The sequence below is a fragment of the Novosphingobium mississippiense genome (genome assembly GCF_044029535.1).
Classification (GTDB): domain Bacteria; phylum Pseudomonadota; class Alphaproteobacteria; order Sphingomonadales; family Sphingomonadaceae; genus Novosphingobium.
In genome coordinates this window covers 3,613,594-3,635,260 of sequence record NZ_CP147001.1, presented here as the reverse complement: position 1 = coordinate 3,635,260, position 21,667 = coordinate 3,613,594, and the positions used below count along the sequence as shown (strand labels likewise).

Below are 21,667 nucleotides of genomic sequence, written 5' to 3'. Positions count from 1 at the left end.
GGGCGGAGCGCTGGGGCTCCGCCCGATCCCGTTATTCCGCCGCCAGCGCCGTGCCGTCGTCTTCGTTGTCGTCGTGGCTCGTAAGCTCGACGTTGAGGCCCAGCGAACGCATTTCCTTGACGAGAACGTTGAAGCTCTCCGGAATGCCGGCTTCGAACGTGTCGTCGCCCTTGACGATCGCTTCGTAGACCTTGGTACGGCCGACCACGTCGTCCGACTTCACCGTCAGCATTTCCTGCAGGGTGTAGGCGGCGCCGTAGGCCTGGAGGGCCCAGACCTCCATTTCACCGAAGCGCTGGCCACCGAACTGCGCCTTACCGCCCAGCGGCTGCTGGGTGACGAGCGAGTAGGGGCCGATCGAACGGGCGTGGATCTTGTCGTCGACAAGGTGGTGCAGCTTGAGCACGTACTTCATGCCCACCGTCACCTTGCGGTCGAAGCAATCGCCGGTGCGGCCGTCGTAGAGGTGCACCTGACCCGACTCGTCGAGACCGGCGAGCTTGAGCATGTCGGAGACATCCTTCTCGACCGCGCCGTCGAACACCGGCGAGCCCATCGGCACGCCCTTGCGGACGGACTGGGCGAACTCGACGATCTGATCGTCGCTGCGCGCGTCGATATCGGCGGTGTAATTGTCGCCGTAGATCTCCTTGAGCAGCTCGCGAACAGCTTCCGGCGGCTGGCCGGCAACCGGGTTCGGGTTGGCCACGCGCCATGCGTCCAGAGCCTCGCCGATACGCGCGCCCAGGCCGCGGGCGGCCCAGCCAAGGTGCGTTTCGAAGATCTGGCCGACGTTCATGCGCGAAGGCACGCCGAGCGGGTTCATCACGAAGTCGACCGGGGTGCCGTCTTCGAGGAAGGGCATGTCTTCCAGCGGCAGGATGCGGCTGATGATACCCTTGTTACCGTGACGGCCGGCCATCTTGTCGCCCGGCTGAAGCTTGCGCTTCACGGCCACGAAGACCTTGACCATCTTGAGCACGCCGGGCGCGAGTTCGTCACCGCGTTCCAGCTTCTCCTTGCGGTCCTCGAACTTCTCCTGAATCGCCTTGACGGTGAGGTCGTACTGGGTCTTCACCGCTTCGAGCTGCGACTGCATGTGATCGTCCGCAACCGCGAACTTCCACCACTCGTGACGCTCGACCTCGTCCAGCACCTCGTCGGTGATGTCCACGCCCTTCTTGATGCCCTTGGGCGCCGACGTGGCGACCTGGCCGAGGAGCATGTCCTTCAGACGGTTGTAGGTGGCGCGGTTGAGGATGACGCGTTCGTCCTCACGGTCCTTGGCGAGGCGTTCGATTTCCTCGTTCTGGATCGCACGGGTACGGTCGTCGACCTCGATACCGTGGCGGTTGAACACGCGCACGTCGACGATCGTGCCCGAAACGCCCGGCGGCAGACGCAGCGAGGTGTCGCGGACGTCCGAAGCCTTTTCACCGAAGATGGCGCGGAGGAGCTTTTCTTCCGGCGTCATCGGGCTTTCGCCCTTCGGGGTGATCTTGCCGACCAGGATGTCGCCCGGGTGCACTTCGGCACCGATGTAGACGATGCCCGCTTCGTCGAGGTTGCGCAGGGCTTCCTCGCCGACGTTCGGGATGTCGCGGGTGATGTCTTCCGGCCCCAGCTTGGTGTCGCGGGCCATCACTTCGAACTCGTCGATGTGGATCGACGTGAACACGTCGTCCTTCACGATCCGCTCGGAGATCAGGATGGAGTCTTCGTAGTTGTAGCCGTTCCAGGGCATGAACGCGACGAGCACGTTGCGGCCCAGCGCCAGTTCGCCGAACTCGGTCGACGGACCGTCGGCGATGGTGTCGCCGGCCTGGACCACTTCGCCCACCTTCACCAGCGGACGCTGGTTGATGCAGGTCGACTGGTTCGAACGCTCGAACTTCTGCAGACGGTAGATGTCGACGCCCGACTTGCCGGGTTCGATATCGCCCGAAGCGCGGATGACGATACGGGTGGCGTCCACCTGGTCGACGATACCGGCGCGCAGCGCCGAGATCGCGGCGCCCGAGTCACGCGCAACCGTCTCTTCCATGCCGGTGCCGACGAACGGAGCGTCCGCCTTCACGAGCGGCACGGCCTGACGCTGCATGTTCGAGCCCATGAGTGCGCGGTTGGCGTCGTCGTTTTCCAGGAACGGAATGAGCGAGGCGGCCACCGAGACGAGCTGCTTGGGCGAAACGTCCATCAGCGTGATCTGGTCGCGCGGGCTCATCACGAATTCGCCGTTCTGGCGAGCCGAGACGAGTTCCTCGACGAACGAACCATCGGCATTCAGCTCGGCCGACGCCTGCGCGACGGTGTGCTTCTGCTCTTCCATCGCCGAGAGGTAGACGACGTCCTTGGTCACATGACCGTCGTTCACCTTGCGGTACGGCGTTTCGATGAAGCCATACTTGTTGACGCGGGCGAAGGTCGACAGCGAGTTGATCAGACCGATGTTCGGGCCTTCCGGCGTTTCAATCGGGCAGATACGGCCATAGTGCGTCGGGTGAACGTCGCGGACTTCGAAGCCGGCGCGCTCACGGGTGAGACCACCCGGCCCGAGCGCCGAAACGCGGCGCTTGTGGGTGACTTCCGACAGCGGGTTGGTCTGGTCCATGAACTGCGAGAGCTGCGAGGAACCGAAGAATTCACGAACGGCAGCCACGGCGGGCTTGGCGTTGATGAGGTCGTTCGGCATCACGGTCGACACGTCGACCGAGCTCATGCGCTCCTTCACGGCGCGCTCCATGCGGAGCAGGCCGACGCGGTACTGGTTTTCGAGCAGCTCGCCCACCGAACGCACACGGCGGTTTCCGAGGTTGTCGATGTCGTCGATTTCGCCCTTGCCGTCCTTCAGGTTCACCAGTTCCTTGACGACGGCGAGGATGTCCTCGACGCGCAGGGTGGTCACGGTGTCCTCGGCATCAAGGCCAAGACGCATGTTCATCTTGACGCGGCCGACGGCCGACAGGTCGTAGCGATCGGCGTCGAAGAACAGGCCTTCGAACAGGGCTTCGGCGGTTTCCTTCGTCGGCGGTTCGCCCGGACGCATGACCTTGTAGATCGCTTCCAGACCCATGTCGCGGTTCTCGGCCTTGTCGGCCTTGAGCGTGTTGCGGATCCAGGGACCGGTGTTGATGTCGTCGATGTCGAGCAGATCGATCTGGTCGATGCCCGCGCGGTCGAGCGCTTCAAGGTTTTCCGGCGAAACTTCGTCGCCCGCCTCGATGTAGATGCGGCCGGTCGACTCGTCGATCAGGTCCTTGGCCGAATAACGGCCGAAGATTTCCTCGGTCGGGATCAGCAGTTCTTCCAGACCGTCCTTCTGCGCCTTGTTGGCGGCGCGCGGGCTGATCTTGGTGCCGGCCGGGAACACGACTTCGCCCGACTTGGCATCGACGATGTCAAACGCCGGCTTGGCGCCGCGCCATGCTTCCGCCTGGTACGGCAGCTGCCAGCCGCCCGAACCACGCTTCCAGGTCACGGTCTCGTAGAAGTGATTGAGGATCGCTTCGCTATCGAGGCCCAGGCCGAACAGCAGCGAGGTGACCGGCAGCTTGCGCTTGCGGTCGATACGGACGTTGACGATGTCCTTGGCGTCGAACTCGAAGTCCAGCCACGAACCGCGGTACGGGATCACGCGGGCAGCGAAGAGGTACTTGCCCGAGGAGTGCGTCTTGCCGCGGTCATGATCGAACAGCACGCCGGGCGAACGGTGCATCTGCGAAACGATGACGCGCTCGGTGCCGTTGATGAAGAAGGTGCCGTTCTCGGTCATGAGCGGCATGTCGCCCATGTAGACGTCCTGCTCCTTGATATCGAGGACCGAGCGGGTCTCGGTCTCGGCATCGACTTCGAACACGATCAGGCGCAGCGTGACCTTCATCGGGGCCGCATACGTGATGCCGCGCTGGCGGCACTCGGTCACGTCGTACTTCGGCTCTTCCAGCTCGTAGTGGACGAAGTCGAGTTCGCTGGTGCCGGCGAAGTCGCGGATCGGGAAGACCGAGCGCAGGGTCTTCTCCAGGCCGGACACGTAGCCGGTCTCCGGGTTCGAGCGCAGGAACTGCTCGTAGCTCTCGCGCTGGACCTCGATGAGGTTGGGCATCTGGACGACTTCGTGGATGTCGCCAAAGATCTTGCGGATGCGCTTCTTGGCAGAGCGGCGCACATCGACGGGCTTGGTGGCCATGAGCTGGTCTTTTGCCTCTTCGCTTCGGAGCCGATTCGCGATGAACGGCCCCTTGAAAATTTCGTCTGCGAGGACGTAATCCCTGTCGTGGAAACAGGGCATCCGAAACGCCAAAAGGCCGCCCGGCGCGCGCGGAATTCCTAGCGGAATGCCCATTGCGGCCAGCAGCCTGATGCATCGGATGAAATCCCGAAAGCCTCCTTCCCGGGCGTGCCCCCGCGCATGGGCAGCCTTGCTCGAGGCATTCGAGCGAGCGCCCCATATAGGAGCCGGGGCCTCCACCGTCAATGTGGAGGAGCGCGGCCCGGTTTTTTTGCGTGAACGCCGGATGAATTTTTCGTCGCGAGAATGACAGATTTCCGCCATTTTTTAACACCTTCGTGGTGCCAGAGGCAGCTCGTCCGCAAAAACGGCTCATCTGATCGCGGTTTTGCACGCTTCGTCGTAACCGGGGCGGGTCCGGCGCATTTTTCTGTCATGGAAAAGAGGATTGCCCCCCGCTCGCCCCGCGCTCTGACGGCGATTGCCGCCGTCCTCGCGCTCGCCACAACTCCGGCCTTCGCGCAGGATGCCGTTGCCCCGGCACAACCGGCGCACACCGTACCGGCCGCGCCGCCTGTCGCAACACCTCCGGCCGCTACACCTTCTGTCGCTACCCCGGAAGGCGCTGCGCCGGCCATCGTGCTTCCGCAGGTAGACACGCCGGCGCCGGCCGAAACGACAGCCCCCACCGCGTCGCCCCCGATCGCCGCACCGTCGGCTGCACCGGCAGAAGTCGCGAACGAAGCAGCCGCAAAGCCGCAATCCGCCGAACGCGCGCCGCGCGCCGCGCCGGCCCGCGCGACGCCCGCACGCGTTCCCACGGCCGAGAATGCCGGCACCGCCCGTAATGGCGCGTTGGCGCGCGGCGATGCTCCGGCCGCAGTCGTATCCGCGCCGGTCGCCACACGCCCCGCGCCACTGACCGCACCCAACCCCGCCGCCGGCCCCGCTCCGGCTCCGGCCCGGTCGGAAAGTGATGGCGGCCTCCCCGTGGAGGGCGTGATCGGCCTGCTGGCCGCCCTCGGCATTGCCGCCGCTGGCGCCTATGCGATGACGCGCCGCCGCCGTGAGGATCGGGAAGACGACGTGGTCAGCGATTACGAGGCCGCCGACGATCGTCAGCCCGAACCGACTCCCGCCGCCATGGCCGACCCCATGGCGCTTCCGGTCACCCCGCCGGCCCGCCTTGGCCCTTCGGCCGAAGCGCTGGCCGCCGGCCCGGTGCCGCTGGGAGACGACCGCCGCGAACTGCTGGACGCGATGGTTGCCGCCCCGCCGGACGAGGCGAACCCCTTCACCTCCCGCAAGGCCCGCATGCGCCGCGCGCGCTTGATCCTGCAACACCGCGAGCACCTGCAAATGCAGGGCAAGCCCTTCGACTGGCGCACCTACAGGCCTACGACCAGGCCCTCCAATCCCACCCCCACAGAAACACTGGTCGAGGTCTGAACCCGGCGATGCCGTAACCCCTGCACGGCAGAACCGGCCTTCCATGCGGGGCGACTCCCAGCGAGTCGCCCCGCTTTTCTATGCGCAGAGCGCGTAGGCGCTGTGGGGAAGCCTCCGATTTTCCGAATTACGATCAGCCACATATTGTTTTTCGATATTATCGATTGACGATAAATCCGAATCGACTTATTGAATATCGATATCAAGCATATCGGAGAACGAACAATGACCCAGTCCCTGATGCACAAGGCCTCTCGCCCGCTCGCCGTGGCGCTGGCCGTCATGTTCATGACCGCCTTCTGGCTGCCCACCGTATCCACCCCGGCGAAGGCGGCCGACGTGATGCCGGCAGCGGCGCAGACCAGCCTGCATGTGACCATCGTCGTCGCCGCGCCCGCCGCGCCAGCGCTGATGTGATCCGAAACGCAGACGTAATTCGCAAAGAGGGGCGACCGACAATGACTTCCACCATGCAATCGATCACGCGCGACCCGCTGCTCGCCATCGCCAAGGGACTGCTGTGGTTCCTGATGGCGAGCATGGCCATCGGCATCGCCGCCTGCCTTGTGGCGATCCCGCTGCTGCTGTTCTTCCAGAACGACATCTCTGCGGAAATGGCCAAGGACATGCCATTGGTGATGCCCCAGTTCTTCTGGGCGGTCAGCGGTATCCTGGTCTTCGCCGCCATTCTCTGCGGCATCCTGTTCCGCATCTTCCAACTGCTGAAGCGGATCGTCGGCACCGTGGGCGACGGCGATCCCTTCGTGCCCGAGAATGCGACGCGGCTGACGCAGATGGCCTGGCTCAGTCTGGTCGTGCAGCTGATCGGCCTGCCGCTTTCGACGCTGGGCGCGCTGATCAACAAGATCGGCGACGGCCATACCCACCTGGACACGATGGGCGGCATTTCTGGCAACGGCCTGCTGCTGATGCTGATCCTGTTCATCCTGGCCCGCGTGTTCCGCAAGGGCGCCGAGATGCGCGCCGAGCTGGAAGGAACCGTGTGATGGGGGACGATGGCACCGAAGGAGGCAATATCATGGTCAAGCTGGACGACCTGCTCTATGCCCGCCGGATGACGCTGACCGAGTTGGCGGAGCGCATCGGCATAACCCTGGCCAACCTTTCGATCCTGAAGACCGGCAAGGCCAAGGCGATCCGCTTCTCCACGCTGGAGGCGATCTGCCGGGAACTGGATTGTCAGCCGGGCGACCTGCTGGGGTATGACGCCCCCGCCGATTGATCCCGCCAGCGACACTTTCGCGTAACACCACCGTTAGCGAAACTTGACTCCGGCCGCGCTTTCAGCCAAAGGCGCGGCCGAACCACATGGGTCTCGGCCCATGGTTCATCCGTCCGAGACAGTTGGTGCCCTCGATTTGCGGGGGCTTAATTTCCAGCCTAGACGGGGAACAGGAAATTTTCCGGTCCTTCGCTCCTTTTGAAGCGTGGTGCCAGGTTCGTGTTTCGACACGAAAAACTCCTTCCCCATCGCCAACGGACTCGCCCGAAGCGCATCAGCGCTTTGGACAAACGTAGCCGGCCGTGCGGGACGCAAGTTCCAAACGGTCACATGTGAAGGAGTAAGGCATGGATCGTTTGCAGAAAGCCGATTCGGTCGCCCAGCTCAACGCGGTCTTCAACGAGGTCGGCGTGGTGGTCATCACCCGCAACCTCGGCATGTCGGTGGCCCAGTCCACCGCCCTGCGCGGCAAGATCCGTGAAGCCGGTGCTACCTATAAGGTTGCAAAGAACAGTCTTGCCAAGCTTGCCATCGCGGACACCGACTACGTCGGTATCGGCGACTTCCTCAGCGGCCCGACGGCCATCGCCACTTCGGTGGACCCCGTCGCAGCTGCCAAGGCCGTCGTCGACTTCGCCAAGACGACCGACAAGATCGAGATCGTCGGCGGCGCGATGGGTTCGCAGGTTCTGGATGCTGCTGGTGTCAAGGCTCTCGCCTCGATGCCCTCGCTCGACGAACTGCGCGCCAAGCTCATCGGCCTCGTTCAGGCTCCGGCGACCAAGATCGCCCAGCTGCAGACCGCTCCGGCGGCCAAGCTGGCGCGCGTCTTCGCTGCCTACGCCGACAAGGCTGCTTGAGTTCAAGCTTAAGCAATTCATTTCGTAACGATTTATCCCGGTGGACCGCATCCTGCACCCCGGGACCACAGATCAGGAGTTATTATCATGGCCGATATCGCCAAGCTTGTTGAAGAACTGTCGAAGCTGACCGTCCTCGAGGCCGCTGACCTCGCCAAGGCTCTCGAAGAAGCATGGGGCGTTTCCGCCGCTGCTGCCGTTGCCGTGGCTGCTGCCCCGGCCGGCGACGCTGGCGCCGCTGTTGAAGAAAAGACCGAATTCGACGTGATCCTCACCGGCGACGGTGGCAAGAAGATCAACGTCATCAAGGAAGTCCGCGCCATCACCGGCCTGGGTCTCGCCGAAGCCAAGGCTCTCGTCGAAGGCGCCCCGAAGGCTGTCAAGGAAGGCGTCAACAAGGCTGAAGCCGAAGACATCAAGAAGAAGATCGAAGAAGCCGGCGGCACCGTCGAGCTCAAGTAATCTTCTTCTCGGAAAGTTCTTCCGAGCAGAAAAAGGAAAGGGCGGCCTCTCGGGGCCGCCCTTTTCGTTTGCACGCCTCGCACCGGAAAGAGGCCTTGCAAGACCATCGCTCTTGACCCCGCCCGGATATATCCATAACACGATATATAACGTGATATGGCGATTCGAATGACCGACGTCATCGCCGATCTGGGCGGCATCCTTCTCGGCAGCCGCATGAAGCGCCTGGCCGAACGACTTCAGGGCGACGCGGCACGAATCATCGAGGATGCGGGCCTGCCCATGCAACCCAGCCAGATCCCCCTGCTCGCCGCGCTCGACACCGCAGACATGACCGTGGGCCAGTTGGCCGAGGCAATCGGCTCCAGCCAGCCCGGCGTCACGCGCGCGATCGGGCAACTCACCGAACTCGGCCTGGTGGAAGCCAACCCCGGCGCCGACTTGCGCCAGCGCCTGCTCTCGCTGACCGCGCAGGGCAAGGCGGCAATGGCGCGGGTGAAGATGCACGTCTGGCCCGGCGTCGGCCGCGCGGTGGACGAGATGTGCGATGGCCGCACCGCCGAACTGCTGGACCACATCACCCGGGTCGAGACGTCGCTCTCCCAATCCTCGATGGTCGAACGCCACGCGCGGCTGGGCCAGCCGCGTCTCACCATCCGGGAGTTCTCCGACGATCTCGCCCGCGAATTCCACGACGTCAATGCCGAGTGGATCCAGGCGATGTTCCGCCTTGAGCCCACCGACCGGGAGGTGCTGGAAAACCCCCGCGCGCGCATCGTCGAACCCGGCGGCACGATCCTGTTCGTCGAGGCGGAAGGATTGGGCGTGGTCGGCACCTGTGCGTTGCAGAAGACCGGCGAGCACGCCTACGAACTAACCAAGATGGGCGTCCGCGCCTCCGCGCGAGGCCTGAAGGCCGGCGAATTCCTGCTCGACGCCATGATCACCCGCGCCCGCGAAATGGGCGCCGATCCGCTCTACCTGCTGACCAACAGGAAGTGCGAGGCGGCGATCCACCTCTACGAAAAGCTGGGCTTCCGCCACGATGCCGGGATCATGGCGCGATACGGCGCCCGTTATGAGCGGTGCGACGTGGCCATGATCCATCCACTCTGAACAGGCCGGACGCACATGGGTAATCTGGCGTTCAGCTTCGGCGGAGCAGCTTGCCACCGGCAGAGGACGAGTCACGAAGGAGGTTGCCCCCTCATGCGAATGCCTTCGAAAAAGTATCTTCTCGGCGCCGCCGCGCTGGCCCTGCTGGGCGCGGGCGTGGCCGAAGCTGCGACGGCCAAGCTGCACACGATGAACGTCAACGCCCCCGACGGGTCCGTGGTGCAGGTTCAGTATTCCGGCGATGTCGCCCCCAAGGTCGAGGTCGTCCCCGTCGATCAGGCGCAAGCCGCGTCGATGCCCGTGATGGCCAATCCCTTCGCGGAAATGGACCGCATCTCCGCGATCATGGACGCACGCATGAATGCGATGATGCAGCAGGCGGCGATGATGCAGGCCCATGCGGCGCAGATGCAGCAGCAAGCCGTCGCCCGGGGTGACGCTCAACAGGCTACCCCAGGCCTCGTCATGACCGGTGACATGCCCAAGGGCGCGCAAGTGACCTACTATTCGTCGAGCACGGACGCCAATGGCTGTACCCGCTCGGTCTCCTACAGTTCGGACGGTTCCGGCGCGGCGCCAAAGATGACGCAGGCGGCATCGGATTCGTGCGAGGCGGCATCGCCTTCGACCAAGGCAATCCCCGCAAAGGCCGAAAGGCCGGTAGAACGCGCGGTCGAACAGCCCCGGCAAGCCGTGCCCGCCAATACGATCTGACCCTCTTCCCCGGTCTTCCGCATAGCCAACCCCCTTGGCCACCCCTCGGAAGACCGGATGAAAGGGCGCCGCCGCTCCCATGTCGCGGCGGCGCCCTTTTTCATTGGCGAAGCTACTTCTGCTTTTCGAGATAATCGATGATCGCCTTGCGCTTCTCCGCATCGGGAACGGCGATCACCATCCGCGTGCCCGGCACCATCTTCATCGGCCCCTGCAACCAGGTATCCAGCGACTGACGATCCCAGGTGATGCCCGACTGCTTGAGCGCCGGGCTGAACGGGAAGCCGGCCACATCGCCCGCCTTGCTGCCGACAATGCCGTGCAGCGTGGGGCCGACGCCGTTGCGCCCCGCCTCTACCGAATGACACGAACGGCAGATCGCAAAGGCTGGGGGCGCGGTATCGGCCGCTCCCGTGGTCGCAACCGGTTCAGGCGCCGTCGTCGTCGCGGGCGATGCCGCCTGCTTGTCCTCCCCCGAACCGCCGCACGCCGCCAACAGCACGAACGGCAGCGCGGCAATCATCGATCTTACATGCATGGGGGAAACTCCGGTCTGGCCTGTCTTCTCTTTGCGGCACCTCGTATTATGCCCGAGCCTCGAAGGGAAGTTACTGATCCAGCGCAAGTCCCTGTCTTTCCCGCCGTGACAAATCCGCTTTCGTTCGTACGCTCGAAAGCCTATCGCCCACCGACCATGGCGACACGCGACCTGCCCTCCACCTTCCGTGCCGAACTGGCGGCCACCCTGCGCCTTGCAGGCCCGCTTGCTCTTGCCAACCTGCTGCAGATGGCGGTCTTCGCCACCGACGTGATCTTCGTCGCGCGCCTTGGCCAGCAGGCTCTTGCGGCCGCGAGCCTTGCCGTCGCCATCGTCGCGCTGCTGGCGATGGGACTGAACGGCGTGACCGGCGCGGTCGCCCCGCTGATCGCCGCCGAGATCGGCCGCCGCCGCAATTCCGTGCGCGAAGTGCGGCGCTCCACCCGCATGGCGCTGTGGATCGCGATACTGGTTGGCATCGCCTGCATCGCCCTCTGCATGTTCGGCGGCGCCTTCATGCGGCTGACCGGGCAGGACCCGGACGTGATCGAGCTTTCCGGCCACTTCATCCGCGTGCTGTCCATTGCCATCGTGCCGATGGCCGTCGCCAACGTGCTGCGCACTTTCGTCTCCGCGCTGGGCCGGCCGTTCTTCGCGACCATGATCACGGCGCTGTCGATCCTGGTCAACGTGCTGGGCAACTATACGCTGGTGTTTGGCCACTTCGGCTTTCCTGCGCTGGGGCTGACCGGCTCCGCCTTGTCGAGCATCACCACCGCCCTTGTCAGCGTGCTGGCCTATGCGCTTGCCATCTCCACCGACCGCAAGCTGCGGCGCTTCCACGTGTTCGGCCGCTTCTGGCGCGCCGAGACCGAGCGGATGCGCCAGATCCTGACACTCGGCCTGCCCATCGCGGCGACGCTGATTGCCGAGGGCGGCCTGTTCTCCGGCGCCGCCTTCCTGATGGGCCGACTTGGCGAGGCGCAACTGGCCGCGCACACCGTTGCCCTCCAGATCGCCGCCTTCGCATTCCAGGTGCCCTTCGGCGTGGGGCAGGCGGCCACGATCCGCGTCGGCTATCACTACGGCGCGGGCAACAAGCTTGGCGTGGGCCATGCCGGCAGCGCGGCGATCGCCATCGCCATGGCGTTCATGATCGTTTCGGCATCGACGATGCTGATCTTCCCCCGCTTCATCCTTTCCGCCTATGTCGACGTCAGCGCGCCAGACAACGCCGTACTGGTCGCCTTTGCGCTGCAATTCCTATTCGTGGCGGCGATATTCCAGCTGACCGACGGACTGCAGGCGGTCGTCGCCGGCGCGCTGCGCGGCATTCAGGATACGCGCGTACCGATGATGATCGCGCTGTTCGGCTACTGGGTGGCGGGCTTCGCGACCTCGGCCGCGCTCGGCCTGTTCACCCCGCTGGAGGGCGTGGGCGTATGGATCGGCCTTGCCGTGGGGCTGACCGCCGCGGCCATCCTGCTGCTGATGCGCTGGCACTGGCGCGAGCGGTTCCACCTCGCACCGATGTGAGAAGGGCTTTTCAAAGCGGCACCGGCCCTCTCCCCGCCCGACCGCCCAACAGGGTACACTTTGTGGGGGATCGGGTGAGGGAGAGGGCCGGTGCCGCGAAATGCGCCCGCAGCGCATTTCCAAAACCAACCGTCACGCACTCGTCTCATCCCGCCCCTAAACCAGTTTGAAAATTTTTGGCGGGTCATCGCTTGACGAGACCCCGGGGGCGAACCATATCCCCGGCCATTGGCACTCTGCACACCAGAGTGCCAATTCCAGTTTCTTGCCCTTTTAGTTCGTAGGATAAGGGAGAATCCCATGACTTTCCGCCCGCTGCACGACCGTGTTCTCGTGCGCCGCGTCGAGGCCGAAGAAAAGACGGCCGGTGGCATCATCATCCCCGACAGCGCCAAGGAAAAGCCGGCTGAAGGCGAAATCGTCGCCGTCGGCACCGGCGCCCGCGCTGAAAACGGCACCATCACCCCCCTCGACGTCAAGGTTGGCGACCGCGTGCTGTTCGGCAAGTGGTCGGGCACCGAAGTCAAGGTTGGCGGTGAAGACCTGCTGATCATGAAGGAATCGGACATTCTGGGCGTGATCGGCTGATCACGACCGTCCTGACGAAAGTCAGGATCGCGGTGTTCTGACCGAACATCGCAGAGATAGTTCAAACCGATAGCGGTCCCAGTTTCCGCTGGGATGACGAAATCAAAGGAATTCGAAATGGCAGCCAAGGACGTAAAGTTCGGCCGCGACGCGCGTGAACGCATTCTCGCCGGCGTCGACACCCTCGCCAATGCCGTCAAGGTGACCCTGGGCCCCAAGGGCCGCAACGTCGTGATCGAGAAGAGCTTCGGCGCTCCCCGCATCACCAAGGACGGTGTTTCGGTCGCCAAGGAAATCGAACTCAAGGACAAGTTCGAGAACATGGGCGCCCAGATGCTGCGCGAAGTGGCCTCGAAGGCCAACGACGCAGCCGGTGACGGCACCACCACCGCGACCGTTCTCGCCCAGGCGATCGTGCGCGAAGGCATGAAGTCGGTTGCCGCTGGCATGAACCCGATGGACCTGAAGCGCGGCATCGACCTCGCCGTCGGCAAGGTCATCGAGAACATCAAGGGCCGTTCGAAGGCCGTTGCCGGTTCTTCGGAAATCGCCCAGGTCGGCGTGATCTCCGCCAACGGTGACGTGGAAGTCGGCGAAAAGATCGCCGAAGCCATGGAAAAGGTCGGCAAGGAAGGCGTCATCACCGTCGAAGAGGCCAAGGGTCTCGAATTCGAACTCGATGTCGTCGAAGGCATGCAGTTCGATCGCGGCTACCTGTCGCCCTACTTCGTCACCAACCCCGAGAAGATGACGGTCGAACTCGAAAACCCGTACATCCTCATCCACGAAAAGAAGCTCTCGTCGCTCCAGGCGCTGCTTCCGATCTTGGAAGCCGTGGTGCAGTCGGGCCGTCCGCTCCTCATCATCGCCGAGGACATCGAGGGTGAAGCCCTTGCCACGCTCGTCGTCAACAAGCTGCGTGGCGGCCTGAAGATCGCTGCCGTCAAGGCTCCGGGCTTCGGCGATCGCCGCAAGGCCATGCTGGGCGACATCGCCACGCTGACCGCCGGCGAGATGATCTCGGAAGACCTCGGCATCAAGCTTGAGAGCGTCACGCTCGGCATGCTCGGCCAGGCCAAGAAGGTCACCATCGACAAGGACAACACGGTCATCGTCGACGGCGCCGGTGCGGCTGACGACATCAAGGGCCGCGTCGAGCAGATCCGTGCCCAGATCGAAGTCACCACCAGCGACTACGACCGCGAGAAGCTCCAGGAGCGTCTGGCCAAGCTTGCTGGCGGCGTGGCCGTCATCAAGGTCGGCGGTGCGACCGAAGTCGAAGTGAAGGAACGCAAGGACCGCGTCGACGACGCTCTCCACGCGACCCGCGCTGCCGTTGAAGAAGGCATCGTCCCCGGTGGCGGCACCGCGCTGCTCTACGCAACGCGCGCCCTCGACGGCCTGACCGGCGCCAACGACGACCAGACCCGTGGCGTCGACATCGTCCGCAAGGCGATCACCGCGCCGCTGAAGCAGATCGCCGAGAACGCGGGCCACGACGGCGCCGTCGTCGCCGGCAAGCTGCTTGACGGTTCGGACGAATCGCTGGGCTTCAACGCCGCGACCGACGTCTATGAAAACCTCGTCGCCGCCGGCGTCATCGACCCGACCAAGGTCGTGCGCACCGCGCTGCAGGATGCGGCTTCGGTCGCCGGTCTCCTGATCACCACCGAAGCGGCGATCAGCGAAAAGGCCGACGACAAGCCCGCCATGCCGGCAATGCCCGACATGGGCGGCATGGGCGGCATGGGCGGCTTCTAAAAAGCCACCCGCGTCACCAACGCGAATTGGGGCCGGAAGGAGCGATCCTTCCGGCCCTTTTCGTTATTGCGGCAGCGCCCCCTGCCCCTCCCCCGTTTTCGGCAAGAACAGGCCCGCGTAATCTTGGAACGGTGCGGCGACGAAATCGTCGAATGTGCATTTTTAAACTGATTCAAACGAATCTGAATCGGTCCTTGCGATGATAGGATTGAACGAGTTCCCGCAATTGCCCGCATGGGCCATGCAATTCGTCGCGCAACGCTGGCGCTTTATCGAATTCGAATTATTCTCACCGGTGGGTTAACCCTGCGGGAAAATCAGAAAGGTAAGGGCGGGTTCTGCATGATCGGGGCAGACACACTCCTGACGCGGTGCCTTGCCGGCACGCAGCGCTTCATCAAGGTCGCAACCATCGTCGCCGCTGGCGCGGTTTCCTTGGCGCCTGCCCATGCGGGCAACATGAGCGATGTGCAGGATTCGTTCGATTCGGTGTTCGGCACCGAATTGCGCGCGCCGCGCACGCCGGATGATTTCGAACGGCGCCTTGCCGGGGTTGCCGAAGGATCGCAGGGCCGCATCGGCGTTGCCGCCGTCGACCTTTCGACCGGACGGATCGTGGACGTGATGGGCAACCAGCGCTTCCCCATGGCCAGCACCAGCAAGGTCGCCATCGCCGCGACGTTCCTGGAAGGCGTGGACAAGGGCAAGTGGAGCCTCTCCAGCGAATATCCGCTGATGATCCCGGTTGCCTCCGCACCGTTTTCCAGCGCAGTCGCCCCGGTTCGCCCCGGCGCCTACATGTCGGCGCGCCAGTTGATGGAACTGATGATCACCCGCTCCAACAACTACGCGACCGACGCACTGCTGAAAGTCGTCGGCGGGCCGGCCGCGGTCAACGCGTGGGTGCGCCGTGCCGGGATCGACGACTGGCATATCGACCATGACATCGCCACCCTGGTACGTGACGATGGCGCGATCAACCCTGCCAAGGTGGTCGACAAGCGCGACAGCGCCACGCCGCTCGCCATGGTCGAACTGCTGACCGGCATCTATCAGGGCAAGTGGCTGACCCCCGAAAGCCGCAGCGTGCTGATGGGCGCGATGAGCCGTTGCGTCACCGGCCGCAACCGCATCCGCGCCGGCCTGCCCAGCGGCGTCAGCGTCTCGCACAAGACCGGTTCGCTCAACAACACCTCCAGCGACATCGGCTTCATCGAAACGTCCGACGGCCGCGCCTATGCCGTGGCGATCTACGTGACCGGACAGGGCAGCCGCCCGGCCCGCGAAGCCCGCATCGCCAGCATCGCGCGCACCGTCTACGAAGGCTACCTGGCCGACGCCGGCAGTTATCGCCGGACCGCATCCGCCTCTCGCTGAGACGCGACACCACCAAACGAAAAGGCCCGCCGGATCGCTCCGGTGGGCCTTTTCGTTTGGCCCCATTCCCTTGAGGCGTGGCCCGGGCCGAAGCCCGGGCTGTCATCCTCAGTGCTGAGGCGCAGTCGAATCGTGCGGCTCGCCCTCGGCATTGGTGACGTCGGCGGCAGCGGCAGCCGCGTCGGCAGCGGTGTCGTCAAGGGTCTTCTCGGCGCTCTTGGCGGCTTCGCTGGCGGCACCCTTGGTGTCGTCGGCAGCCTGCGCGGCCTTGTCGCCGGCGGTGTCGACCGCATCGCCCATATCGTCGGCAGCCTGCGACACGTCCTCGGCAGCGGAGGTCACGGTATCGCTGGCGGCATCCTGCGTCTTCTGCGAGCAGGCGGCCAGCGAAAGGGCCGCGGCGGCGGCAGTCACGGCGATCAGGGTCTTGCGCATGTTTTCAGTCTTCCCTCGTTGCTGAAGTCGTCGATTCCGGATGCCGTCCGCGGATACGGCGCGGCGTGGGGGGCCGATCTCGCTCCCATTCAGGACGCGCAGGATTAAGCCGCGACACGTCGCGTTTCAAGCATTCGCAGCGAAACGGCGGAATCGACGCGTGGTTCCCCGCCCCATGACGATTGATCCACGAAGATTATTCCGGCGAAGATTGCAGTGGGTGCCCGCCACTGCCCTGCTGACGCGCCGCGCCGGCACTGCTACGGGTTGCCTATGGATTCCAAGCAGCATCTCTATCTCGTCGACGGCTCGGCCTACATCTTCCGCGCCTATCACCGCCTGCCGCCGCTGACCAACCCGGAAGGAACGCCCGTAGGCGCGGTCTACGGCTATACGACGATGCTGTGGAAGCTGGCCGAAGACCTGAACAAGGCCGACGGACCGACGCACCTTGCGGTGATCCTCGATGCCGGCAGCCATTCGTTCCGCAACGACATCTATGAGGATTACAAGGCCAACCGTCCGCCGCCACCCGAAGATCTGGTCCCCCAGTTCCCGCTGATCCGCGACGCCACCCGCGCGTTCTCGCTGCCCTGCATCGAGGAAGCGGGCTTCGAGGCGGACGACCTGATCGCATCCTATGCCCGCGCTGCCACCGCGCAGGGCTGGGACGTGACGATCGTCTCCTCCGACAAGGACCTGATGCAGCTGGTCGGCAAGTGCGGCGTCGGCGGCGGCTGCGTCGACATGCTGGACACGATGAAGAACCAGCGGATCGACATTCCCGAAGTGGTCGAAAAGTTCGGCGTGCCGCCTGAAAAGGTGGGCGACGTGCTGGCTCTGATGGGGGACTCAGTCGATAACGTGCCCGGCGTCTTCGGCGTCGGCCCCAAGACCGCGTCGAAGCTGATCCAGGACTATGGCGACCTCGAATCCGCGCTCGCCGCCGCGCCTTCGATGAAGAAGTCGAAGCTGCAGGAGCGCTTGATCGAGCAGGCCGGGCAGGCCCGGCTGTCCAAGGTGCTGGTAACGCTGAAGGAAGACTGCGTGCTGCCGATGGCGCTCGACCAGTTCAAGCTGGACGCGATCCCGCCCGCACCGCTGGCAGAGTTCCTGGGCCGCCATGGCTTCACCAGCCTGCTGAAGCGTCTGGACGGCGGCCACGGCAGCCCCGAACGCAACACCCAGCTCAACCCATCCAAGCCGGTGACCGCCGCCAGCGGCCCCGCCGAAGGTGCCGCGCGACAGCCGATGCCCGAATGGCCGGCCGTAGACCGCAGCGCCTATGCCTGCGTCACCACGATGGCCGCATTGGAGGAATGGATTTCCCGCGCCGCCGCCGCCCACGTTCTCGCCATCGATACCGAGACTTCGGCGCTCGATTCGATGCAGGCGGACCTTGCCGGGATCAGCCTTGCGCTCGGCCCCAACGATGCCTGTTACATCCCGCTGGGCCACGGCGGCACCGACATGTTCGCCGAAAAGCCGGAACAGGTGCCGATGGGCGAGGCGCTCGCCCGCCTGAAACCGCTGCTGGAAAGCGATGCAGTGCTCAAGGTCGGCCAGAACATCAAGTACGACCTTAACGTCTTCGCGCGCCACGGCATCCACGTGGCGCCGATCGACGACACCATGATCGTCTCTTTCTGCCTCGATGCCGGCCGCTCGCTGGACGGGATCGGCGGCGGCCATGGCATGGACGAGCTGTCAGAACGCCACCTTGGCCACACGACGCTGACGTTCAAGGAAATCTGCGGCACCGGCAAGAAGGCGATCCCCTTCGGCGAAGTGCCGCTGGTCCGCGCCACCGAATATGCGGCCGAGGATGCCGATGTCACCTGGCGCCTGCACGCGCTGCTGAAGCCGCGCCTCTCGGACGAGAGCGGCACGCGCATCTATGAGCGGGTGGATCGCCCGCTGATCCCGGTGGTCGCCCAGATGGAGCGGCACGGCATCAAGGTGGACCGTGAAAAGCTGGCCGGCCTCTCCAGCCAGTTCGCCGAAGCCATCGGCGCGCTGGAGGCGGAGATCTTCGCCAAGGTGGGCCAGGAATTCACCATCGGCAGCCCCAAGCAGCTGGGCGATATCCTGTTCGACAAGCTGGGCTACAAGGGCGGCAAGAAGGGCAAGAGCGGCCAGTATTCCACCGACCAGTCGGTGCTGGAAAAGCTGGCGAACGAAGGGGAGGTTGTCGCCACCAAGGTGCTGGAATGGCGCCAGCTTTCCAAGCTGCGCTCCACTTATACCGAGGCGCTTCAGGCCGCGATCAACCCGAAGACCCAGCGCGTCCACACCAGCTACAGCCTGGTCGGCGCGCAGACCGGGCGGCTTTCGTCCACCGATCCGAACCTGCAGAACATCCCGATCCGTACCGAGATCGGCCGTCAGATCCGCGATTGCTTCGTGGCAGAGCCGGGCAACGTGCTGATGTCGGCCGACTATTCGCAGATCGAACTGCGGCTTGCCGCGCACATGGCGGACGTGCCCAGCCTGAAGGAAGCCTTCGCCAATGGCGAGGACATTCACGCCCGCACGGCGATGGAGATGTTCGGCACGGTGGACCGCGACACGCGCGGGCGCGCCAAGACGATCAACTTCGCGATCCTCTACGGCATTTCGCGTTGGGGCCTGGCCGGCCGTCTCGGCACCGAGGCGGACGAGGCGCAGGCGATGATCGACCGTTATTTCGACCGCTTCCCCGGCATCCAGCGCTATATCCACGAGACGCTCGAATCCGTGCGGACCAAGGGCTATTCGGAAACGCTGTTCGGCCGGAAGACCTGGTTCCCGCGCATCAATTCGAAGCATCAGGCGGAGCGCCAGGGCAGCGAGCGCGCAGCGATCAACGCGCCAATCCAGGGCACCAGCGCCGACATCATCAAACGCGCCATGACCCGCATGGTCCCGGCACTGACCGACGCCGGCCTGGGCCATGTCCGGATGCTGCTGCAGGTGCACGACGAACTGGTATTCGAACTGCCCGAAGGCGACGTGGCGGCGGCGTCGGAGGTGATCCGCACCGTCATGGCCACTGCGGCGGAACCGGCGGTGAAGCTGGATGTGCCGCTGGGCGTGGAAATCGGCCACGGCGCAAGCTGGGGCGCCGCGCACTGAGCCCTTTACGATCCTGACCGGTTCCCGATGCCGCAACACTCCGTCGCCCCCGCGAAGGCGGGGGCCCCGCTTTCTTTTGCCACGCTCGCAAAGCACAAGCGGGATCCCCGCCTTCGCCGGGATGACGAAGCATTTGGGCGATGGCCGTCTGTAAATCGGGCCAAAACCCGGACGAAATGAGCAATCCGAGGAAACTGTTGCACTGCAACATAGTTCCTTCTCCATGATCGCGCTTCTCGAACGCTATGTCGGCGCCCTGCCTGACTGGGCGGCCCAGGTCCTGATCGCCCTGATCGCCGGAACCATCGGCGCCGCCATCGCCCTTGTCGCCCATACCGTACTGTTCCGCATATTGCGGCACATCGTCCGGTCCAGCGCCAGCCAGTCCGACGACATTCTGGTCGCCCGCCTCGTCCGCCCGACACGCTGGGCCTTCGTGGCCATGGGAATCGTCCTCGCCGCCCGGCAGACGCCCGCGCTCAGCGATTTCTGGGAGCGGGTGGCAGGCTTCGTCATGCCGCTGCTGGTCGGCTGGATCGCCATCGCCATCCTCCATTCGCTGGTGGACGCGATGACCCTGCGCGCCGACATCACCGTGGAGGACAACCGCCGCGCCCGCCGCCGCCGCACGCGGCTGGCCATCGTCAACCGCATTGCGACGTTCGTGATCGTGTTCCTGATGGTCTCGCTGATGCTGTTTTCGATCCCCGGGGTGATGAAGGTGGGCGCCACGCTGATGGCTTCCGCCGGCCTTGCCGCCCTGGCGGTGGGCGCTGCGGCGCAGCCGGCGCTGAAGGCGCTGATCGGCGGCTTCCAAATGGCGCTGACCGAGCCGATCACCATCGACGATGTCGTCATCATCGATGGCGAATGGGGCCGAATCGAGGAGATCCGAACGACTTACGTGGTGGTCAACTTGTGGGACCAGCGCCGACTGGTGGTGCCCACCACCCGCTTTCTGGAGGATACCTTCCAGAACTGGACCAAGACCACATCGCAATTGCTGGGCACGGTGATGATCTACCTCGATCCCGCCACCGATCTCGCCCCGATCCGACAGGAATATACCCGTGCCGTCACCGGCCATCAGCTGTTCGATGGCCGCGCGCAGGTCTTGCAGGTGACCGACCACAGCGCAGAGGCCATGGAAGTGCGCCTGCTGATGAGCGCGCGTAACGGGCCGACGCTGTTCGATTTGCGCTGCGCCATGCGCGAACACATGCTCGACTGGATCCGCCGCGAAATGCCCGAGGCGCTGGTGCGCCGCCGCACCTTGCCGGTCGCGCCGGTGGAACTGGCGGCCGGTCCTTCGATCACCGAAGCCGTGGCCGATCTGGGGGATCGCCGGGCCTCCCGCTAAAGAACTTGCGAGACGGGTGGGACTGCGGCACTCGCTGGCACATGATCCGCCCCGCCGTAGCCCTCCTCGCCCTGCTTCTCACTGCCACCACGCCCGTGCAGGCGGCGCCGGTGCCGACCTGCAGCTACCGCGTGGACGCCAGCTTTCCGCACGACCCCACCGCCTTCACCGAAGGCCTCTTCTATTCGAACGGCCTGCTCTATGAGAGCACCGGTCGCGAAGGCGCATCGCGCATCGTCGTGCGCACCCTGGAAGACGCCAAGCCGCTGAACGAGGCACAGATCGATCCCGCACTGTTCGGTGAGGGCATCATCGACTGGAAGGACCAGATCATCAGCCTCACCTGGCGGGGTGGGCAGGGTTTCCGCTGGGATCGCAAGACGCTGAAGCAGATCGGCACGTTCAGCTACGAAGGCGAAGGCTGGGGCATGACGCGCGACGGCAACGTGATCTACCAAAGTGACGGTTCGTCCAGCCTGCGCCTGCGCGATCCCGCCACCATGCGCCAGACCGCCAGTCTCCCGGTCACCGCCGACGGCAAGCCGGTGGACAATCTCAACGAACTGGAATGGATCGACGGCGAAATCTGGGCGAACGTCTGGCTGACCGACCGCGTCGCGCGTATCGACCCGGCGACCGGCCACGTCACCGCATGGGTGGACTTCTCCGGCCTGCGCCGGGGGGATGGTGCTTCCGGGATGGATGCCGTGCTGAACGGCATCGCCTGGGACGCCAAGGGCAAGCGTATCCTGGTAACGGGCAAGAACTGGTACGGGATCTACCAGATCACGCCGATGTGCCCGTAAGGTGCTGACGGGCGGCAGGTTCCAAAGATAGAGGTTCACGAACCTCGTCGCCCTCGCGAAGCCGGGCGCCCCGCTGCCTT

18 protein-coding genes are annotated in these 21,667 nt (G+C 64.7%); 15 read left to right on the top strand and 3 right to left on the bottom strand.

The window, feature by feature from the left end; genetic code table 11:
• Positions 1–31: 31 nt before the first annotated feature.
• Positions 32–4,186 (bottom strand): DNA-directed RNA polymerase subunit beta, encoded by a 4,155-nt coding sequence (gene rpoB / locus WBP06_RS17300; protein WP_395330226.1) that lies wholly within the window; start codon positions 4,184–4,186, stop codon positions 32–34.
• Between the two features lie 477 nt (positions 4,187–4,663).
• Between rpoB and WBP06_RS17295 the strand changes: the two genes are divergently transcribed.
• From WBP06_RS17295 to WBP06_RS17260, 8 genes are all read left to right on the top strand, one after another.
• The gene (locus WBP06_RS17295; protein WP_395330224.1) at positions 4,664–5,677 is read left to right on the top strand and encodes a hypothetical protein; all 1,014 of its coding nucleotides are present in this window, start codon (positions 4,664–4,666) and stop codon (positions 5,675–5,677) included.
• Positions 5,678–5,902: 225 nt separating this feature from the next.
• Positions 5,903–6,094 (top strand): hypothetical protein, encoded by a 192-nt coding sequence (locus WBP06_RS17290; RefSeq protein ID WP_395330222.1) that lies wholly within the window; start codon positions 5,903–5,905, stop codon positions 6,092–6,094.
• A 41-nt stretch (positions 6,095–6,135) separates the two neighbouring features.
• Positions 6,136–6,684, top strand: coding sequence for a DUF2975 domain-containing protein (locus tag WBP06_RS17285; protein WP_395330220.1), 549 nt, complete (start codon positions 6,136–6,138; stop codon positions 6,682–6,684).
• A complete protein-coding gene (locus WBP06_RS17280; RefSeq protein ID WP_395330218.1) occupies positions 6,684–6,920 on the top strand; it encodes a helix-turn-helix domain-containing protein in 237 nt (78 codons plus the stop codon). Before WBP06_RS17285 ends, WBP06_RS17280 begins: the two co-directional genes overlap by 1 nt.
• Positions 6,921–7,267: 347 nt before the next feature.
• Positions 7,268–7,780 (top strand): 50S ribosomal protein L10, encoded by a 513-nt coding sequence (gene rplJ, locus WBP06_RS17275; RefSeq protein WP_395330216.1) that lies wholly within the window; start codon positions 7,268–7,270, stop codon positions 7,778–7,780.
• An 87-nt stretch (positions 7,781–7,867) separates the two neighbouring features.
• Complete coding sequence (gene rplL, locus WBP06_RS17270; protein ID WP_395330214.1) at positions 7,868–8,242, top strand: 50S ribosomal protein L7/L12; 375 nt, start codon at positions 7,868–7,870, stop codon at positions 8,240–8,242.
• Positions 8,243–8,410: 168 nt separating this feature from the next.
• A complete protein-coding gene (locus WBP06_RS17265; RefSeq protein WP_395330212.1) occupies positions 8,411–9,358 on the top strand; it encodes a GNAT family N-acetyltransferase in 948 nt (315 codons plus the stop codon).
• Positions 9,359–9,451: 93 nt separating this feature from the next.
• Positions 9,452–10,072 carry a hypothetical protein gene (locus WBP06_RS17260; protein ID WP_395330210.1) on the top strand — a complete coding sequence of 207 codons (621 nt, stop codon included), beginning with the start codon at positions 9,452–9,454 and terminating at the stop codon, positions 10,070–10,072.
• Between the two features lie 112 nt (positions 10,073–10,184).
• Here WBP06_RS17260 and WBP06_RS17255 read toward each other — a convergent pair whose 3' ends face one another.
• Positions 10,185–10,610 carry a c-type cytochrome gene (locus tag WBP06_RS17255; protein ID WP_395330208.1) on the bottom strand — a complete coding sequence of 142 codons (426 nt, stop codon included), beginning with the start codon at positions 10,608–10,610 and terminating at the stop codon, positions 10,185–10,187.
• A 156-nt stretch (positions 10,611–10,766) separates the two neighbouring features.
• On the opposite strand from WBP06_RS17255, the gene WBP06_RS17250 reads away from it, so the two are divergent.
• From WBP06_RS17250 to bla, 4 genes are all read left to right on the top strand, one after another.
• Positions 10,767–12,146 (top strand): MATE family efflux transporter, encoded by a 1,380-nt coding sequence (locus WBP06_RS17250; protein ID WP_395330206.1) that lies wholly within the window; start codon positions 10,767–10,769, stop codon positions 12,144–12,146.
• A 300-nt stretch (positions 12,147–12,446) separates the two neighbouring features.
• Positions 12,447–12,734 (top strand): co-chaperone GroES, encoded by a 288-nt coding sequence (groES, locus tag WBP06_RS17245; protein ID WP_086492655.1) that lies wholly within the window; start codon positions 12,447–12,449, stop codon positions 12,732–12,734.
• A gap of 117 nt (positions 12,735–12,851) precedes the next feature.
• Positions 12,852–14,495 carry a chaperonin GroEL gene (groL, locus tag WBP06_RS17240; RefSeq protein ID WP_395330203.1) on the top strand — a complete coding sequence of 548 codons (1,644 nt, stop codon included), beginning with the start codon at positions 12,852–12,854 and terminating at the stop codon, positions 14,493–14,495.
• A 342-nt stretch (positions 14,496–14,837) separates the two neighbouring features.
• Entirely contained in the window at positions 14,838–15,872 is a 1,035-nt protein-coding gene (gene bla / locus WBP06_RS17235) for a class A beta-lactamase (protein ID WP_395330201.1), read from the top strand.
• A gap of 108 nt (positions 15,873–15,980) precedes the next feature.
• On the opposite strand, the gene WBP06_RS17230 is transcribed toward bla, so the two are convergent.
• Positions 15,981–16,307, bottom strand: coding sequence for a hypothetical protein (locus WBP06_RS17230; protein WP_395330199.1), 327 nt, complete (start codon positions 16,305–16,307; stop codon positions 15,981–15,983).
• A gap of 273 nt (positions 16,308–16,580) precedes the next feature.
• Here WBP06_RS17230 and polA point away from each other — a divergent pair, with 273 nt between their 5' ends.
• The 3 genes from polA to WBP06_RS17215 all read left to right on the top strand — a co-directional run bounded on the left by polA (position 16,581) and on the right by WBP06_RS17215 (position 21,587).
• The gene (gene polA / locus WBP06_RS17225; protein ID WP_395330197.1) at positions 16,581–19,421 is read left to right on the top strand and encodes a DNA polymerase I; all 2,841 of its coding nucleotides are present in this window, start codon (positions 16,581–16,583) and stop codon (positions 19,419–19,421) included.
• 223 nt (positions 19,422–19,644) lie between these two features.
• A complete protein-coding gene (locus WBP06_RS17220; RefSeq protein WP_395330195.1) occupies positions 19,645–20,781 on the top strand; it encodes a mechanosensitive ion channel family protein in 1,137 nt (378 codons plus the stop codon).
• 41 nt (positions 20,782–20,822) lie between these two features.
• Positions 20,823–21,587 carry a glutaminyl-peptide cyclotransferase gene (locus WBP06_RS17215; RefSeq protein ID WP_395330193.1) on the top strand — a complete coding sequence of 255 codons (765 nt, stop codon included), beginning with the start codon at positions 20,823–20,825 and terminating at the stop codon, positions 21,585–21,587.
• The last annotated feature ends 80 nt before the right edge of the window (positions 21,588–21,667 follow it).

Bases quoted from the DNA above. Each gene is read 5' to 3' on its own strand.
- WBP06_RS17250 (WP_395330206.1), top strand. From the start codon at position 10,767: ATGGCGACACGCGACCTGCCCTCCACCTTCCGTGCCGAACTGGCGGCC.
- WBP06_RS17215 (WP_395330193.1), top strand. From the start codon at position 20,823: ATGATCCGCCCCGCCGTAGCCCTCCTCGCCCTGCTTCTCACTGCCACC.
- polA (WP_395330197.1), top strand. From the start codon at position 16,581: ATGGATTCCAAGCAGCATCTCTATCTCGTCGACGGCTCGGCCTACATC.
- groES (WP_086492655.1), top strand. From the start codon at position 12,447: ATGACTTTCCGCCCGCTGCACGACCGTGTTCTCGTGCGCCGCGTCGAG.
- rplJ (WP_395330216.1), top strand. From the start codon at position 7,268: ATGGATCGTTTGCAGAAAGCCGATTCGGTCGCCCAGCTCAACGCGGTC.
- WBP06_RS17265 (WP_395330212.1), top strand. From the start codon at position 8,411: ATGACCGACGTCATCGCCGATCTGGGCGGCATCCTTCTCGGCAGCCGC.
- rplL (WP_395330214.1), top strand. From the start codon at position 7,868: ATGGCCGATATCGCCAAGCTTGTTGAAGAACTGTCGAAGCTGACCGTC.
- WBP06_RS17295 (WP_395330224.1), top strand. From the start codon at position 4,664: ATGGAAAAGAGGATTGCCCCCCGCTCGCCCCGCGCTCTGACGGCGATT.
- rpoB (WP_395330226.1), bottom strand. From the start codon at position 4,186: ATGGCCACCAAGCCCGTCGATGTGCGCCGCTCTGCCAAGAAGCGCATC.
- WBP06_RS17255 (WP_395330208.1), bottom strand. From the start codon at position 10,610: ATGCATGTAAGATCGATGATTGCCGCGCTGCCGTTCGTGCTGTTGGCG.
- WBP06_RS17290 (WP_395330222.1), top strand. From the start codon at position 5,903: ATGACCCAGTCCCTGATGCACAAGGCCTCTCGCCCGCTCGCCGTGGCG.
- groL (WP_395330203.1), top strand. From the start codon at position 12,852: ATGGCAGCCAAGGACGTAAAGTTCGGCCGCGACGCGCGTGAACGCATT.
- WBP06_RS17230 (WP_395330199.1), bottom strand. From the start codon at position 16,307: ATGCGCAAGACCCTGATCGCCGTGACTGCCGCCGCCGCGGCCCTTTCG.
- WBP06_RS17220 (WP_395330195.1), top strand. From the start codon at position 19,645: ATGATCGCGCTTCTCGAACGCTATGTCGGCGCCCTGCCTGACTGGGCG.
- WBP06_RS17280 (WP_395330218.1), top strand. From the start codon at position 6,684: ATGGGGGACGATGGCACCGAAGGAGGCAATATCATGGTCAAGCTGGAC.
- bla (WP_395330201.1), top strand. From the start codon at position 14,838: ATGATCGGGGCAGACACACTCCTGACGCGGTGCCTTGCCGGCACGCAG.
- WBP06_RS17260 (WP_395330210.1), top strand. From the start codon at position 9,452: ATGCGAATGCCTTCGAAAAAGTATCTTCTCGGCGCCGCCGCGCTGGCC.
- WBP06_RS17285 (WP_395330220.1), top strand. From the start codon at position 6,136: ATGACTTCCACCATGCAATCGATCACGCGCGACCCGCTGCTCGCCATC.